The organism is Bacillus cabrialesii (assembly GCF_004124315.2).
Lineage (GTDB): Bacteria > Bacillota > Bacilli > Bacillales > Bacillaceae > Bacillus > Bacillus cabrialesii.
Genome location: NZ_CP096889.1, coordinates 727,840 through 742,730, shown reverse-complemented (window position 1 = coordinate 742,730; position 14,891 = coordinate 727,840). Strand labels below are relative to the sequence as shown.

The 14,891-nt window shown below is 47.5% G+C and carries 14 protein-coding genes; 2 read left to right on the top strand and 12 right to left on the bottom strand.

The window, feature by feature from the left end; translation table 11 throughout:
• Together EFK13_RS03830 and EFK13_RS03825 are read right to left on the bottom strand one after the other, a co-directional pair.
• The gene (locus tag EFK13_RS03830) at positions 1-996 is read right to left on the bottom strand and encodes a DUF3048 domain-containing protein (RefSeq protein ID WP_129506481.1); all 996 of its coding nucleotides are present in this window, start codon (positions 994-996) and stop codon (positions 1-3) included.
• Positions 997-1,022: 26 nt separating this feature from the next.
• The gene (locus EFK13_RS03825) at positions 1,023-2,765 is read right to left on the bottom strand and encodes an adenine deaminase (protein ID WP_075749439.1); all 1,743 of its coding nucleotides are present in this window, start codon (positions 2,763-2,765) and stop codon (positions 1,023-1,025) included.
• A 128-nt stretch (positions 2,766-2,893) separates the two neighbouring features.
• Here EFK13_RS03825 and EFK13_RS03820 point away from each other — a divergent pair, with 128 nt between their 5' ends.
• A complete protein-coding gene (locus EFK13_RS03820; protein WP_129506482.1) occupies positions 2,894-3,127 on the top strand; it encodes a YgaP family membrane protein in 234 nt (77 codons plus the stop codon).
• A 14-nt stretch (positions 3,128-3,141) separates the two neighbouring features.
• On the opposite strand, the gene EFK13_RS03815 is transcribed toward EFK13_RS03820, so the two are convergent.
• On the bottom strand, positions 3,142-4,398 hold the full coding sequence (locus tag EFK13_RS03815) for an APC family permease (RefSeq protein ID WP_129506483.1): 1,257 nt from the start codon (positions 4,396-4,398) through the stop codon (positions 3,142-3,144).
• A gap of 143 nt (positions 4,399-4,541) precedes the next feature.
• Here EFK13_RS03815 and EFK13_RS03810 point away from each other — a divergent pair, with 143 nt between their 5' ends.
• A complete protein-coding gene (locus EFK13_RS03810; protein ID WP_129506484.1) occupies positions 4,542-4,964 on the top strand; it encodes an Lrp/AsnC family transcriptional regulator in 423 nt (140 codons plus the stop codon).
• 38 nt (positions 4,965-5,002) lie between these two features.
• Here the strand turns inward: EFK13_RS03810 and purD are convergent, their stop codons facing one another.
• From purD to purC, 9 genes are all read right to left on the bottom strand, one after another.
• Entirely contained in the window at positions 5,003-6,271 is a 1,269-nt protein-coding gene (gene purD / locus EFK13_RS03805; RefSeq protein ID WP_129506485.1) for a phosphoribosylamine--glycine ligase, read from the bottom strand.
• A gap of 15 nt (positions 6,272-6,286) precedes the next feature.
• Complete coding sequence (gene purH, locus EFK13_RS03800; RefSeq protein ID WP_129506486.1) at positions 6,287-7,825, bottom strand: bifunctional phosphoribosylaminoimidazolecarboxamide formyltransferase/IMP cyclohydrolase; 1,539 nt, start codon at positions 7,823-7,825, stop codon at positions 6,287-6,289.
• Entirely contained in the window at positions 7,822-8,409 is a 588-nt protein-coding gene (gene purN, locus EFK13_RS03795) for a phosphoribosylglycinamide formyltransferase (RefSeq protein WP_129506487.1), read from the bottom strand. Before purN ends, purH begins: the two co-directional genes overlap by 4 nt.
• Positions 8,406-9,446 (bottom strand): phosphoribosylformylglycinamidine cyclo-ligase, encoded by a 1,041-nt coding sequence (purM, locus tag EFK13_RS03790; protein WP_129506488.1) that lies wholly within the window; start codon positions 9,444-9,446, stop codon positions 8,406-8,408. Before purM ends, purN begins: the two co-directional genes overlap by 4 nt.
• A 101-nt stretch (positions 9,447-9,547) precedes the next feature.
• On the bottom strand, positions 9,548-10,978 hold the full coding sequence (gene purF, locus EFK13_RS03785; protein WP_064812649.1) for an amidophosphoribosyltransferase: 1,431 nt from the start codon (positions 10,976-10,978) through the stop codon (positions 9,548-9,550).
• Complete coding sequence (purL, locus tag EFK13_RS03780; RefSeq protein WP_129506489.1) at positions 10,954-13,182, bottom strand: phosphoribosylformylglycinamidine synthase subunit PurL; 2,229 nt, start codon at positions 13,180-13,182, stop codon at positions 10,954-10,956. Before purL ends, purF begins: the two co-directional genes overlap by 25 nt.
• Positions 13,166-13,849: a phosphoribosylformylglycinamidine synthase subunit PurQ gene (gene purQ / locus EFK13_RS03775; protein ID WP_014112917.1), complete on the bottom strand. Its 684-nt coding sequence runs from the start codon at positions 13,847-13,849 to the stop codon at positions 13,166-13,168. The genes purL and purQ overlap by 17 nt, the downstream gene beginning before the upstream one ends.
• Positions 13,846-14,100, bottom strand: coding sequence for a phosphoribosylformylglycinamidine synthase subunit PurS (gene purS, locus EFK13_RS03770; RefSeq protein WP_003219409.1), 255 nt, complete (start codon positions 14,098-14,100; stop codon positions 13,846-13,848). Before purS ends, purQ begins: the two co-directional genes overlap by 4 nt.
• Entirely contained in the window at positions 14,093-14,818 is a 726-nt protein-coding gene (purC, locus tag EFK13_RS03765) for a phosphoribosylaminoimidazolesuccinocarboxamide synthase (protein ID WP_129506490.1), read from the bottom strand. Before purC ends, purS begins: the two co-directional genes overlap by 8 nt.
• Between the last annotated feature and the right edge of the window lie 73 nt (positions 14,819-14,891).

Genomic DNA, 14,891 nt, shown 5'->3' with positions numbered 1-14,891 from the left:
TTACACACCTTCTCCTTTACTAATGGAAGCCGCATCGAGATCAGGCACGATATTAATCCAAGTCTTTCCTGGCACAAACGGCAGCCATTTGCCGTCTTTCACCGGCACAATTCTTCCGTTTACTTGTTTCCAGTCTGTTTCAATGACGTTTCCGTGCTGAAACAACAGACCTTTACCCCCTGATTCCAGGTCGATGTCCCGCCTTCCATCTTGATCAATAATATGATGGCTGGCTTCAACAATGAAAATATTTTGCATTGCAACCGGCTTTCCGGTTTCCCGGTCTGTCGTTATGACACCATCAGAGCTTCTAGTATAAGCTTCAGCTTTTTTATCATAGTTATATTCGACAAGATTTGTAACGTTCTTTGTCCCATAATCTACCCGAACATTGTAAGATTCATTTGCAGGTTTTGCTTCTGATGTTTGAAACAGCAGCGGATCTGTTTTCCGCTTCAGCTCATATCCCTTTTGTTCCGCCGCCTTTTTTATGTAATCATAAGACGTGTAGGAATTATGGGGCGGTTTGCTGAAATCAGCTCTCCAAAATAAGCTTCCGTCAAAATCCAATCCGTTCATATAATCGGCAGCTCCGGATTCCAGCTGCTCTTTGGCGCCGGGACTCCAGCCGTGATGGACAAATATACTGTCAAAGCCATTGCTGAGAGTGACGAAATATTCCCGCGCGCTCCGCACAGGTCCGACAGTTTCAGGCATCTGGCTTTGGAAAATGGCCAGAAATCGTGTAATTTGCCCTTCGGCAAGCGCTTCTATGACAATGTCGGCTTTAGACAGTCCTGATTGCGGCCTCGCCTTAGGGTGATTGTTCACCACAACAGCAACAGGCCGGCGTTCAGTCACCTTCTGTTCAATCTCCAGTCCCGTCAAAGGAGCTTTCGGCTTCTTTGCGGTATCCGGGACAGCGTCCTTCTGCTGGCAAGATACAAGCAGAAAAAACACGAAACACAGCACGCAAACTGTCATCCATTTTTTCATATGTCGGCTCCCCGCTCTTTTATATTTTAACGCATTATCGATGGAAAGAGTACAGTTTTTTTCATGACGTCGAAGATTCCTCTCGGCGTAATGCGTATATACGGAAGGTGCGTACTTTGCAAAAAGAGCAGCGTATAAACCGGGTCACAAAATTCGTAGCCTCTTTCTGTCAAAAGATCTCTCAGCTTTTGTTCCTTCTCAAGCACGTCTTCATACGATTCCGAAGAAGCACAGCCGCAGAGCGCAAGCGGAATTTCATGCAGAATATTCCCATTTTCCGCAAGAACGATTCCTCCCCCGATCTCTTTCATACGAGCGAAAGCGAGCAGCATATCCGCTTTATTTTTTCCAATCGCGACAATATCGCCTGTCGTCGTAAAGGAGCTCACAAATCCCTGCACGCTTGAGGCAAAGCCTTTTATCATTGTATTGACGCGCCATTTCCCATGTTTATCAAGCATTGTCAAATAACTTTCATCATGGTCAAACGATAGCTGTTCCATCGAATTGTCGATCTCAATCATATACGGCTCCATAATGACCGCATTCCGCATTTTTACGCCCATCGGCATGGAAAACTGCAAATCATCCATCGTCATATCATATGAAAGCTCAAGCGGGACAAGACCGCCTTTGTTCCAGGCCGTCTTTGTAAACGCCTTCAAATCACATCCGTCTTCACGAAGGATAATCCCTTTAGACAGAACGGTCACGGGGTTCGGATCTAACGGATCTTCAAGTATGTTCAGTGACGCCAGTCTTCCCGGTCCGACAACTCCTAAATAATCATCCATTTGGTAATACTTCGCAATATTAAATGATGCCATATTGTAGGCATCGATTGCGGGAACACCTTCTTCTAACGCGATGCGGATCAGCTCATTTGTCATGCCGCCTTTATAGAAATTCGGCGTCGCGCCGTCTGTTGTGTAAAAGAAGTGGTCATAATAGCGGAAGCCCTTCTCATGCAGCTCCTGCAAGATCTTTCTTACATCGGGGCGAATGGAGGAGTTTCGAAGGGAAACATAGTAGCCCAGTTCCAGCCTTCTCATCACTTCCTCACCTGTCATCGCTTCATGATCACAATCAGCTCCGAACAGTTTCATTTTTGTAAGCGTTTTATCTGAAGCGCCGGGAAAATGCCCTTCAATGCGTTTCCGCTGTTTCTTTGTAGCTTGCATGCAGTGAAGCATTAAATCATCACCATCTACCAAACGAGGCCATCCGGTCATTTCTCCGCCTTGAATCACATCCGGATGTTCAATCCACTGCTTTCTGACATCAAACGGAAGAACGTGATCCTCGTTCAGAACCTCGGTCTGGAGGTCATATCGTGACCACCAAAAATATTGAACGGGCTGCTTTTTAAGTTCGTTTAATATCGTAAGCGCTTTCTTTTTTCCGCTTTGTAAAAGCAAAAATAAGTTATCATTCACAAATGTCGTTGTTCCGTATTGAGACACATATTCCGCCAGCGTTTGGGGATTATATATTTGAAAAGGATGTGCGTGCGGTTCGATATACCCTGGCACAATGTATTTTCCTTCACAATCTATCGTATGAATTTCTTCGGCTCTGTTCGGAAGTTCATGACCCACATAAACGATGCGGTCCTGATAAATCCAAATGTTTTTTTTCAGCCATTGTTTTACATATGGATTTAAGACGAGAGCATTCCGTAAAAGGAGCGTTGGAAGCAGCTTTGAGTCTACAACATCAACCTGTGCCCTGATGTCTTTGTTTTTCCAGTTAAAGGTGCGTTCGGACATTCACATACTCTCCTTTACATGTATTAGACTCATGTTATCACATCCTTCCTCAACACGCACGGTAAAAACGTTACAAATTTTTGAAGGTTCAATTAAAAAATTTTTTTAAGTAAAAGGAGCGGATTTCCATGAAGCCAAACATCAGTCTCATCAATGCCGTCTTCAGAATCGCCTGCGGACTGACGATTATGTCAGCCGCCAGCGCAAAGTTTACGAAAAAACCTTGGTGCAAAATGCACCTCTTTTACATCTTTATGGGGGCCATGAAAGCAGGTTCGGGAATCCTGCGCTTCTGTCCCGTGACCTACATGTTTCAAAACAGCGATTTCGGAAATAACGAACAGGAGCATCAAAATAGATGAACAAAAAAGCTTGCTCACGAAACGTGAGCAAGCTTTTTCTTCATATAGAGGTACCCTGCGGCTGCCAGCACTACAGGATAAAGGAGCGCCCAGCCGCTGAATGAGTAAATCACTGCACACGCCGCAAACGCCCCGAGCGCCATCCACCATCCTGAATCTCTCCAGCTCAGCAGTTTCAGCGCCGCAGCCATTGTACATATGTAAGATGCGATGAATGCCGCACTCGGCCCTTTTAACAGAGTCGTCAAATCGATTTGAAATAGGCCATGCGATGCCAGCACTAAGCCAAACACTGCGACCAGCGCTGTCAATACACGGATAGGCGTATGTTTTGTCTCACTGAGTTTCCCGAAATATACAGGAATGTGCCCCTCTCTCGCCAATGCGTACACCATTCTGGAAAATCCCGCAATATTGGCATGAATGGTGGCAAATGTGATAAACAGCGCTAAACATACCGTTACATATACTCCGCTTTCCCCTGCTCCTTTTGAGATGAGCATGGCAAGTGATGCGATTTCTCCGTTCTCTCCATATGAATGAGTACCCACAGTCACAAATGACAGCATGATATACAGCCCCGCCACACAAGCTGCCGCTAAAAACAAGCTGAGCGGGACATCTTTTTCAGGATGAGTAAACTCTTCAGCCAATGGAGTAATCATTTCCCAGCCTACAAAAGAGAAAAAAATCATAACAGAAACAGATCCGGCGGCTGACCAGCCATGCGGAAGAAACGGCTTGAATTCTGCTGCTTTGACGTGAGGCAATGACACGGCAACTGAAGTGACAAGCAGAAACACGATGACACAAATGACGAGTGTACTGATGTTTGCGGATAGTTGAATGCCTCTCATATGAAGCAAGATGGAAACAGCCAGCATGCAGCCTGCAATCAAAGTAATCTGCCAATCCGAAGCCTCTGTGACGTAACTGACGTAATGCGCGCCAGTCAAAGCGATGATGGGAACGCCGATCGGAACGGACCCTAACATAATCCAGCCCAAAACCGCCCCGGCTTTTTTCTGAAAAGCCAGCTGCACATAAGCCGTGATTCCTCCCGCGCTGGGCGCTATTTTCACAAGCCGGGCCAGCGTGCCGACAAGAAGAAATGATAAGAAAGACATGAACACCCAAACAAATAAAGAAGCGGGGCCGGCTGCGTCAGCGGTGACAGACGGCAAAATTAATATCCCGCAGCCTAAAACGGCCCCAATCGTTAACGCCGTTCCTTGTATCCAAGTAATAGAACGCTGTAATTCTGGCAACATGATGCCTCCTCTCCCATTGATGGCTTTATTATAGGAAAAATAAGATGGTATCCATATGCTACAATGAAGTTAAATCAACAGCATTACCTTATGATCAAAGGAATTTTCATTCATTCGCCTAAATATGTAAAGGAGCCAGACAAATGGACGATACAGACCTTCAGATTCTCTCGCATTTGCAGCGAAATGGCAGATTAACAATGGTTGAGCTGGGAAAGCTTGTCGGACTCAGCTCGCCAAGCGCGGCGGAACGTGTCAGGAAGCTTGAAGATAAAGGAGTGATTACCGGATACAGCGCGAATATCTGCTACGAAAAACTAAACAAGCATGTGACCGCTTTTATCCTGATGGAGCCGAAAAGCTGCAAACATTACGCCGCTTTTGCCACAGCGCACTCGGATGTGGCAGAAAACCACCGCATTACAGGGATGTACAGCTATGTGACAAAAGTGGTGACAGAATCAGTACATACACTTGAAGATTTTATTGACGCCTCGATGGCCCATGGAAAACCGACCACACTGGTTGTGCTTTCTTCTTCCGCTCACCACCCCGCTTTGATATAACAAAAAACCCGCAGCTCAATCTGCGGGTTTTTTGCATATTATTTTTGAGCAGCCTTTAAAGCGCGTGCCCCAATGTCTTTTCTGAAAAAGAGTCCCGGCTTGATGATCTCATCAACGGCTTTGTACACTCGGTCTCTCGCCGCTTCAAATGTTTCATCAAAAGCAGTCACATTGGCGACGCGGCCGCCGTTTGTGACGAATTCTCCGCCTTCTGCTTTCGTTCCGGCATGGAACACCACAACCTGCTCAGTTTCCGCTGCAAGGCTGCCGATCGGCGTGCCTTTTGCGTAGCTTTCCGGGTACCCTTCAGAAGCAAGCACAACACTTACCGCCGCGGTATCCTTCCATCTTAAGTCGACTTCCTTATCATCTAAAAGATCAAGAAGCACCTGTACCAGATCAGATTCCATGCGCGGAACCACGACCTGTGTTTCCGGATCGCCAAAGCGGGCATTAAATTCGATGACCTTCGAGCCGTTTTCAGTGAGCATCAATCCCGCGTACAATACGCCAGTGAAGGAACGGCCTTCTTGTACCATTGCTTTAGCGGCGGGTTGGACGATTGTTTCTACCGCATGGCGCACGGTTTCTTCCGAAATTTGCGGAACTGGAGAGTAAGCGCCCATTCCGCCCGTATTCGGGCCTTTGTCTCCGTCAAACGCCCGCTTGTGGTCTTGGGCAATTACCATTGGGTACACTTTTTCTCCTTTAACAAACGCCATTAGAGAAAACTCTTCACCGGATAGAAATTCTTCAATGACAACTGACGCGCTTGCATCACCGAATTTTTCATCCTCAAGAAAATCATGCAGGCATGCAATTGCTTCTTCCTCTGTCATGGCAACAGTTACACCTTTTCCAGCTGCAAGTCCATCTGCTTTTATGACAATCGGAGCGCCTTTTTCCTGCACATATGCCTTTGCCTCTTCAAAGGATGTAAACGTATCGTATTCTGCGGTCGGAATGTCGTATTTCTTCATTAAATCCTTAGCAAACTGTTTGCTTCCTTCGATGATCGCAGCGGCTTTTGACGGGCCGAACACACGCAGACCGGCTTTTTCAAACTCATCCACCAGACCTTCAATTAAAGGAACCTCAGGGCCGACAATGGTCAGGCCGACCTGATTTTCTTTTGCAAACGAGACAAGCCCGGCGTGGTCGCTTTCCTCAATGTTTACAAGCTGTGCGGAAGCGGCCATGCCGTCATTTCCAGGAGCGGCAAATACGTTCTCGACGAGGCTGCTTTGCGCTGCCTTCCATGCCAGCGTATGTTCTCTTCCGCCTTTACCGATAATTAATACATTCACGTCGTTTTCATCCCCTTAATGTTTGAAGTGTCTAATGCCGGTGAATACCATGGCAATGCCATACTCATCCGCTTTTTTGATGGAATCCTCATCGCGGATCGATCCGCCTGGCTGAATGATGGCCGTAACGCCCGCTTTTGCCGCTTCTTCGACAGTATCCGGCATTGGGAAATATGCATCCGAACCGAGCGCGCTGCCTTTCGCTTTTTCACCTGCTTGCTCAATGGCGATTTTCGCTGATCCGACGCGGTTCATTTGACCCGCTCCGACGCCGACTGTCATGTTGTCCTTCGCGAGGACGATCGCATTTGATTTCACATGCTTGACGACTTTCCAAGCAAGCTTCAAGTCTTCCCACTCTTGCTCGTTCGGCTCTCTTTTTGTCGGAATGCTGATCTCGGCATCATCGAAGCCGTGCATATCTAAATCTTGAATGAGCAGTCCGCCTTGAACGGATGTCAGCTGTTTTTCTTTTTGAACGGCAGCAGCGACATCAAGCGTCAGCAAACGAAGATTTTTCTTCGCAGTCAGGATGTCAAGCGCTTCTTGGCTGAATGAAGGCGCAATGACGATTTCTAAGAAAATGTTGTGAAGCACTTCGGCAGTTGCCTTGTCCACTTCACGGTTCAGCGCGATTATGCCGCCGAAGATAGAAGTTTTATCCGCTTCAAACGCTCTGTCAAACGCTTCTGCGATCGTTTTTCCAGTTCCTACGCCGCACGGATTCATATGCTTCACAGCAACCGCAGCCGGCTCATTGAATTCACGAACGATTTGAACTGCCGCATCCGCGTCTTTAATGTTGTTGTAAGAAAGCTCTTTTCCGTGGAGCTGTTCTGCTTGCGCAATGGAGCCTTTGACAGGTAGAGCTGTTTGATAGAATGTCGCTTCCTGATGCGGGTTTTCTCCGTAGCGAAGTGATTGTTTTTTCTCAAATGTCACAGTGAATTGCTCTGGTTCTTTTTCACCGACAACGTCTGTCAGATAGTCAGCGATCAGTGCATCATATGCCGCAGTATGACGGAATACTTTTGCCGCCAGCTCGCGTTTTTTCTGAAGTGATACGCCGCCTTCTTCTTTGATTTGATTCAGCACTGGGCTGTAATCCGCCGGATCGACGATAACCGTCACATCCTGATGGTTTTTGGATGCCGCACGCAGCATGCCCGGTCCGCCGATGTCAATGTTTTCAATCGCTTCTTCATATGTGACATCTTCTTTAGAAATCGTTTCTTTAAATGGATAAAGGTTGACGACTACGAGGTCAATCGGCTGAATCCCGTGTTCATTGATCTGCGCCATATGCTCTTCATTGCCGCGAACCGCCAGAAGACCGCCGTGAATATTCGGATGAAGTGTTTTGAGCCGTCCGTCCATAATTTCAGGAAAGCCTGTCACTTCAGAAATTCCGATCACATTCACACCGTTTTCTTGAAGAAGCTTTTTCGTTCCGCCTGTTGAAATCACTTCAACGCCAAGCCCTGTCAGTTCTTTTACGAAAGGAACGAGATTTGTTTTATCTGAAACACTGATTAATGCACGTTTAATGGTCATGCCTTTTCACCTCTGTTATTTAATCCTAATAGCTGTTTAATCACACTCGGATACCATTTATGCTCAAGCTTGTGAATTCGCTGTTCAATTGTTTCCAATGTATCGCTCTTGTCAATTTCGATTGCCTTTTGAGCGATGATCGGGCCTGTATCCATTCCTTCATCGACATAATGCACGGTGATCCCGGCAACCTTCACACCCGCGCGATACGCCTGTCCGACTGCGTCAATCCCCGGAAACGCGGGAAGAAGCGACGGGTGAATGTTGATGATTTTTCCTCCGTATGCCTGAAGCAGCGTGTCGCCGATCAGCCTCATATAGCCGGCAAGAACAATCAATTCAACCTCGTGCAGGTCAAGCTGTTCAATAATGGCCCGCTCAAATGCGGCCTTGTTTTCATAAGACTTCGGCTCAAATGCAAAGGATGGAATATGGAACGTTTCCGCCCGTTCGATGACTTTCGCCTGCGGCTTGTCGCAAACGAGAAGCGATACGGACGCATCCCAGTTCTCCTCTTTCATCCTCGTGACGATCGCTTCGAAGTTTGAACCATTTCCGGATGCAAATACCGCAAACTTTTTCATGAAAGTGCCGCACCGCCGAATGTGACGCCTTCGCCTTGTTTCACACGCCCGATCAAATAGGCTTTTTCGCCATGGCTTTCAAGTGTGCCGATCACATCTGTCAGATGCTCTTCTTTGACTGCCAAAACAAAACCGATCCCCATATTAAAGACGTTGAACATGTCTTCTTCCTTCAGCTTGCCGTACTCTTGCAGGAAAGAGAAAATCGGCGGGATCGGCCATGAGCCGTGATCGATTTCCGCACTTAAGCCTTCTGGAAGCATGCGCGGGATATTTTCGATGAATCCTCCGCCTGTAACGTGAGCCATGCCGTCGATTTTTCCGCTTTTCACCGCGGCGAGTACAGGTTTCACGTAAATTCTTGTCGGCTCAAGCAGCTCCTCGCCAAGGGGACGCTCAAACGGCTCGTATGTTTTATCAAGATCCAGCTCAGCATCGTCCAAAAGCACTTTTCTCACAAGGGAAAACCCGTTGCTGTGAAGGCCACTGGAGCTGAGGCCGATCAAAAGATGGCCCTCCTCGATGTTTTCGCCAGTCACGATTTCGTCCTTTTCCGCCACTCCGACTGAGAAACCGGCAATATCGTATTCATCAGCTGTATATAGTCCCGGCATTTCAGCTGTCTCGCCGCCGACTAAGGCTGAACCTGACTGCTCACAGCCGTCCGCCACACCTTGTACGATCTGCTCTATTTTCACAGGGTCCGCTTTGCCGACCGCTAAATAATCGAGGAAAAACAGCGGTTCTGCACCTTGTGCCAGCACATCATTGACGCACATTGCAACAGCGTCCACGCCAATCGTGTCATGCTTATCCATGGAAAAAGCGAGCTTTAATTTTGTGCCGACACCGTCCGTTCCCGAAATTAAAACAGGTTTTTGATAAGAAAGCTCAGACAGGTCAAACATGCCGCCAAAACCGCCAAGGCTGCCCATAACGCCAAGCCGTTTTGTGCGCTCCACATGTTTTTTCATTCGTTTTACAGCTTCATACCCGGCTTCGATGTCAACTCCTGCGTTTTTATATGCTTCAGACATCCTATTCACTCCTTTAAGGCGCTATTCAAAATATCTCCCCGAACGAGGGCAGAAAGAGAAAGGCAGCCGTACTGCGCTGCCTTTATGTCATTTTCAAGTTTTTATTTGGTTAATACCGCTTCTTTCACATGAGGAAGCACTGTATCCTGGTAAATTTCAGTCGGATATTTTCCTGTAAAGCAAGCGAGACACTGTCCGCAATTTGAGTCATCGTATTTTCTGCCGATGCCTTTCAAGAGCCCATCCACACTCAAAAATGAGAGGGTGTCGGCCCCGATTTCCTGACGGATTTCTTCAACTGAATGGGATGACGCGATCAGTTCTTCATGTGTGGACGTGTCAATGCCGTAAAAGCACGGATGAGCAATCGGCGGTGAACTGATTTTGACATGCACCTCTGTCGCACCCGCTTCTCTTAGCATCGTGACAATCCGGCGGCTTGTTGTTCCGCGCACGATAGAGTCATCTACCATGACGACGCGTTTGCCTTCCACAACCCCGCGCACCGCAGATAGCTTCATTCTCACGCCTTGCTCGCGCAGAGCCTGGGACGGCTGAATAAACGTTCTCCCGACATAGCGGTTTTTGATTAAGCCAAGCTCATACGGGATGCCTGTTGCTTCTGCATAGCCGATCGCCGCAGAAATACTGGAATCCGGAACCCCTGTTACAACATCAGCTTCAACTGCGGATTCCTGAGCCAGCATTTTCCCAAGGTTTTTACGGGCACTGTGCACGTTAATACCGTCAATGTTGCTGTCAGGTCTGGAGAAATAAATGTACTCCATGCTGCAAATGGAACGGTTGATATTCATGGAAAAACGCTCTGATTTCATGCCTTCATCATTGATGATCAGCATTTCGCCAGGCTCTACCTCACGAAGATATGTTGCGCCGACAACATCGAATGCGCACGTTTCTGATGCGACCACATAAGCGTCGCCCATCATGCCGATAGACAGCGGTCTAAGCCCGTTCGGGTCAAGCGCGACGATCATTTCTGTTTCAGTCATAATCAGGAACGCGTAGGCGCCTTTCAGCATGGAAAGCGAGTTTTTAATTTGATCTTTCAGTGTGAAGTGGCCGCTTCTTTTGATCAGGTGAGCCAAAACCTCTGTGTCCGAAGAGGTCTGGAAGATGCTCCCTTGATTTTCAAGCTGCTGCTTCAGCTGAGTGGCATTGACAAGGTTTCCGTTATGAGCAAGCGCCAGGCTGCCGTTGTTTTGGGAACGGAAGAGGAGCGGCTGAACATTTTCGTATCCGCCGCCTCCAGCCGTTGCGTAACGAACGTGCCCGATAGCGCCTTTTCCCTTCACTTTGCTGAGCTCGCCATTTTGAAATACTTCAGTGATCAGCCCTTGACCTTTGTGCGCCGTCAGTTTTTCACCGTCAGTTGCGACAATTCCCGCGCCCTCCTGTCCTCTGTGCTGGAGGCTGTGGAGGCCGTAATACGTGATTTGCGGCGCTTCTTCATGTCCCCAAATCCCAAATACGCCGCACTCTTCATTTAAGCCTTTGATTTCAGCAAGCATGGGATAGCTCCTTTCCATGCGCGCTCAAGCTCTTTCGTTTGCGCATGAATCAATTGTTGTCCGTCTTGGTTTTGAATCGCCAGAAGTCCGTCAGCCGTTACTTCACCGATATGAACCGCATCGTTCACAGCTGCTTCAAACGCTGCTTGGTGTTCTTTTTTCACTGAAACGACGAAGCGGGATTGAGATTCAGAGAATAATAACGCTGCTTCCCCTGCAACAGTTACGTTAGCGCCAAGGTTTTCCGTCGTCATGACACTTTCTGCAATCGCTACGCCTAAGCCGCCTTCAGACACATCATGCGCAGATTGAACGAAGCCTTTTTTAATCGCGTCAAGCAATGCTCTTTGACGTGTCAGCTCTACATCAAGATCGATTTGCGGCGCTTTTCCGTAAATGCTGCCTTCTGTCATTTTTTGCAGCTCGCTTCCGGCAAACTCAGGTTTTGTTTCGCCGATCACGTAAACGAGATCTCCCGCTTGTTTGAAATGCTGTGTTGTAATGTGTGCTGTATCTTCAATCAAGCCGACCATACCGATAACAGGTGTCGGGTAGATCGCCGTGCCGTTTGATTCGTTATAAAGCGATACGTTTCCGCCGATAACCGGTGTGCTGAGAACATTGCACGCCTCGCTGATGCCGTCAGCCGCTTTTTCGATTTGCCAGAAGATTTCCGGTTTCTCCGGGTTCCCGAAGTTAAGGTTATCTGTGACTGCAAGCGGTTCTGCACCTGAGCAAATGATATTGCGCGCCGCTTCAGCGACAGCGATTTTCCCGCCGACTTCAGGATCAAGATAGAGATAACGCGCGTTACAGTCTGTCGTCATCGCCAGCGCCTTTTTCGTTCCGCGGATTCTGAGAACACCCGCATCGGACCCGGGAGCGACAACTGTATTCGTCCGCACCATGTAGTCATATTGATCGTAAACCCACTCTTTGCTTGCGATTGTCGGCTGCTGGAGGAGCGCCTTCAATGTTTCATTCGCATCATCAATTTGAGGAGCCGGAACTTCCGTTTCTAAAAACTCGCGGTAGTATGCAGGCTCTTGAGAAGGCTTATGGTAAACCGGTGCTTCTTCTGCCAAGGCATCAACAGGCAGTTCGCATACAACCTCTTCTTTGTGTGTCAGGCGAAGCATTTTATCATCTGTTACACGTCCTACAGAAACCGCTTCAAGATCGTACTTGTCAAAAATATCGATGATTTCCTGCTCACGTCCGCGCTCGATGACCAAAAGCATCCGTTCCTGTGATTCAGAAAGCATCATTTCATATGCAGTCATGCCTGTTTCACGCTGAGGAATCAGGTCAAGGTTCATTTCAATACCAGAGCCGGCTTTACTTGCCATTTCCGCACTTGAGCTTGTTAAACCGGCAGCTCCCATATCCTGAATGCCGACTAACGCATCGCATTGAATGACTTCCAGGCATGCTTCAAGCAAAAGCTTCTCCATAAACGGATCGCCGACTTGAACAGCAGAGCGTTTTTCTTCAGACGAATCAGACATTTCTTCAGAAGCAAACGTAGCGCCGTGAATTCCGTCACGCCCTGTTTTCGCTCCTACGTACATTACTGTGTTGCCGACACCCTTCGCCTGGCCTTTTTTGATGTCTTCATGGTTGATTAAACCGACGCACATTGCGTTGACGAGCGGATTTCCTTCATAGCTGCTGTCAAACTGCACTTCTCCGCCGACTGTCGGGATGCCGATACAGTTGCCGTATCCGGCGATACCCGCTACTACTTCTTCAAACAAGTACTTCACGCGCGGTGAAGTCAGTTCACCAAATCGAAGAGAGTTCAAAACAGCGATTGGACGGGCACCCATTGAGAATACGTCACGGATAATGCCGCCTACGCCAGTCGCAGCGCCTTGGTAAGGTTCGAGAGCTGATGGGTGGTTATGTGATTCAATTTTGAACACAACCGCTTGGTTATCACCGATATCTACGATTCCGGCGCCTTCCCCCGGACCTTGCAGCACGCGCTCGCCGCTTGTCGGGAATTTACGCAGAATCGGCTTTGAGTTTTTGTAGCTGCAATGCTCTGACCACATGACAGAAAAAATTCCGATTTCTGTGTAGTTCGGCAATCTTCCAAGAATGGATTCAATCAATGCAAACTCATCATCACTGACACCCATTTGCTGATACAGTTTCTCTTCTTTTATTTGTTCTTTACTTGGTTCAAGCAGTAGTGACATGAGTTTCCCTCCAATTTTTCACGATAGACTGAAACAATTTAAGACCGTCGGCGCTTCCAAGCAGTTCATCGACCGCGCGCTCAGGGTGAGGCATCATGCCTAGTACGTTGCCTTTCTCATTCACGACACCGGCAATGTCGCTGACACTTCCGTTAATATTGGAGCCGTATGTGAAAGCAATTTGATTGTTTTCTTTCAAAGAAGCAAGCGTTTCGTCATCACAGTAGAAATTTCCTTCACCGTGGGCAACCGGGATTGTAATTGATTGGCCCTTTTCGTAGGAAGATGTGAATAAGGTTTCGTCGTTCTGCACAATCAATTCAACCGGACGGCAAATGAACTTCAAATCTTTGTTGCGTCTCATTGCGCCTGGCAGAAGGCCGAGCTCCTGTAAAATCTGGAATCCGTTGCAGACGCCAAGAACAGGTTTTCCTTCAGCCGCCGCCTGTTTGACAGCTGGCATAATATTCGCAAATCGGGCGATAGCGCCGCATCTTAAGTAATCGCCGTAAGAAAATCCTCCCGGAATTAACACACCGTCGAAGCCGTCAAGGCTTGTTTCCTCATGCCAGACGTATTCCACTTCATGGCCGAGTTCATCCTTTACAGCATGATACATATCGATATCACAGTTGGAGCCGGGTAACACAATCACCGCAAATTTCACTGTGCGACTACCTCCTCAACTTCATATCTGTAATCTTCAATCACTGTATTCGCAAGAAGTTTTTCGCACATTTCTTTCACCAGCACGTCAAGATCTCGGTCTGATTTTTCAATGGTAAGCTCCATGTATTTCCCGATGCGCACATCTTGAACTTCGTTATAAGTCATACTGTGCAAGGCATGCTGGACAGCGCTCCCTTGTGGATCTAGTACACTTTCTTTTAAGCTGACATAAACTTTTACTTTATACATGATGAATGCCTCCCAGTCTTTTGAAAATCTCTTCGTATGCGTCGGTTAAGCTTCCCAGATTGCGTCTGAATAAATCTTTGTCCAGCTTTTCGTTCGTGTCTTTATCCCACAAGCGGCATGTGTCAGGAGAAATTTCATCCGCCAATAGCACTTGCCCGTCTGCATCTAAACCGAATTCAAGCTTGAAATCTATTAATCTGACATGACAATCGTCAAAAATGCCCTGAAGCTCTTCATTTACTGTTTTTGTAATGGATTTAATCGTTTCTACCTGCTCAGGAGTCGCCGCTTTCAAGAGCCAAATATGATCTTCTGTGATGAGCGGATCACCCAGCGCGTCATCCTTGTAGTAAAACTCGATAATCGGCTGTTCAAGCTCCGTGCCTTCTGGAATGCCGAGACGTTTGGACATGCTTCCTGCCACAACATTTCTGACGACGACTTCAAGCGGCACAATCGTCACTTTTTTTATAAGCTGCTCTGTTGCCGAAATGCGCTCGATAAAGTGATTGTTAATGCCCTTAGTATGAAGGTGTTTGAAAATGAAGCTTGAAATCTCGTTATTTAAACGCCCTTTTCCGCTGATTTCTGCTTTTTTCTCGCCGTTAAAGGCAGTGGCGGAGTCTTTATATACAACATACAGCGTGTTTTCGTCATCGGTTTTGTAGATCTTTTTTGCTTTTCCTTCGTATAAAAGTTCATTCTTCACAATATTCACGGAAGGCCTCCTAACCCGAATGTTGGGAATTTTCAAACTGCGGCAGCTTAGAAGAAGCCGCTTAAAAAGCTTC

Bases quoted from the DNA above. Each gene is read 5' to 3' on its own strand.
- EFK13_RS03830 (WP_129506481.1), bottom strand. From the start codon at position 996: ATGAAAAAATGGATGACAGTTTGCGTGCTGTGTTTCGTGTTTTTTCTG.
- EFK13_RS03825 (WP_075749439.1), bottom strand. From the start codon at position 2,765: ATGTCCGAACGCACCTTTAACTGGAAAAACAAAGACATCAGGGCACAG.
- EFK13_RS03820 (WP_129506482.1), top strand. From the start codon at position 2,894: ATGAAGCCAAACATCAGTCTCATCAATGCCGTCTTCAGAATCGCCTGC.
- EFK13_RS03815 (WP_129506483.1), bottom strand. From the start codon at position 4,398: ATGTTGCCAGAATTACAGCGTTCTATTACTTGGATACAAGGAACGGCG.
- EFK13_RS03810 (WP_129506484.1), top strand. From the start codon at position 4,542: ATGGACGATACAGACCTTCAGATTCTCTCGCATTTGCAGCGAAATGGC.
- purH (WP_129506486.1), bottom strand. From the start codon at position 7,825: ATGACCATTAAACGTGCATTAATCAGTGTTTCAGATAAAACAAATCTC.
- purN (WP_129506487.1), bottom strand. From the start codon at position 8,409: ATGAAAAAGTTTGCGGTATTTGCATCCGGAAATGGTTCAAACTTCGAA.
- purM (WP_129506488.1), bottom strand. From the start codon at position 9,446: ATGTCTGAAGCATATAAAAACGCAGGAGTTGACATCGAAGCCGGGTAT.
- purF (WP_064812649.1), bottom strand. From the start codon at position 10,978: ATGCTTGCTGAAATCAAAGGCTTAAATGAAGAGTGCGGCGTATTTGGG.
- purL (WP_129506489.1), bottom strand. From the start codon at position 13,182: ATGTCACTACTGCTTGAACCAAGTAAAGAACAAATAAAAGAAGAGAAA.
- purS (WP_003219409.1), bottom strand. From the start codon at position 14,100: ATGTATAAAGTAAAAGTTTATGTCAGCTTAAAAGAAAGTGTACTAGAT.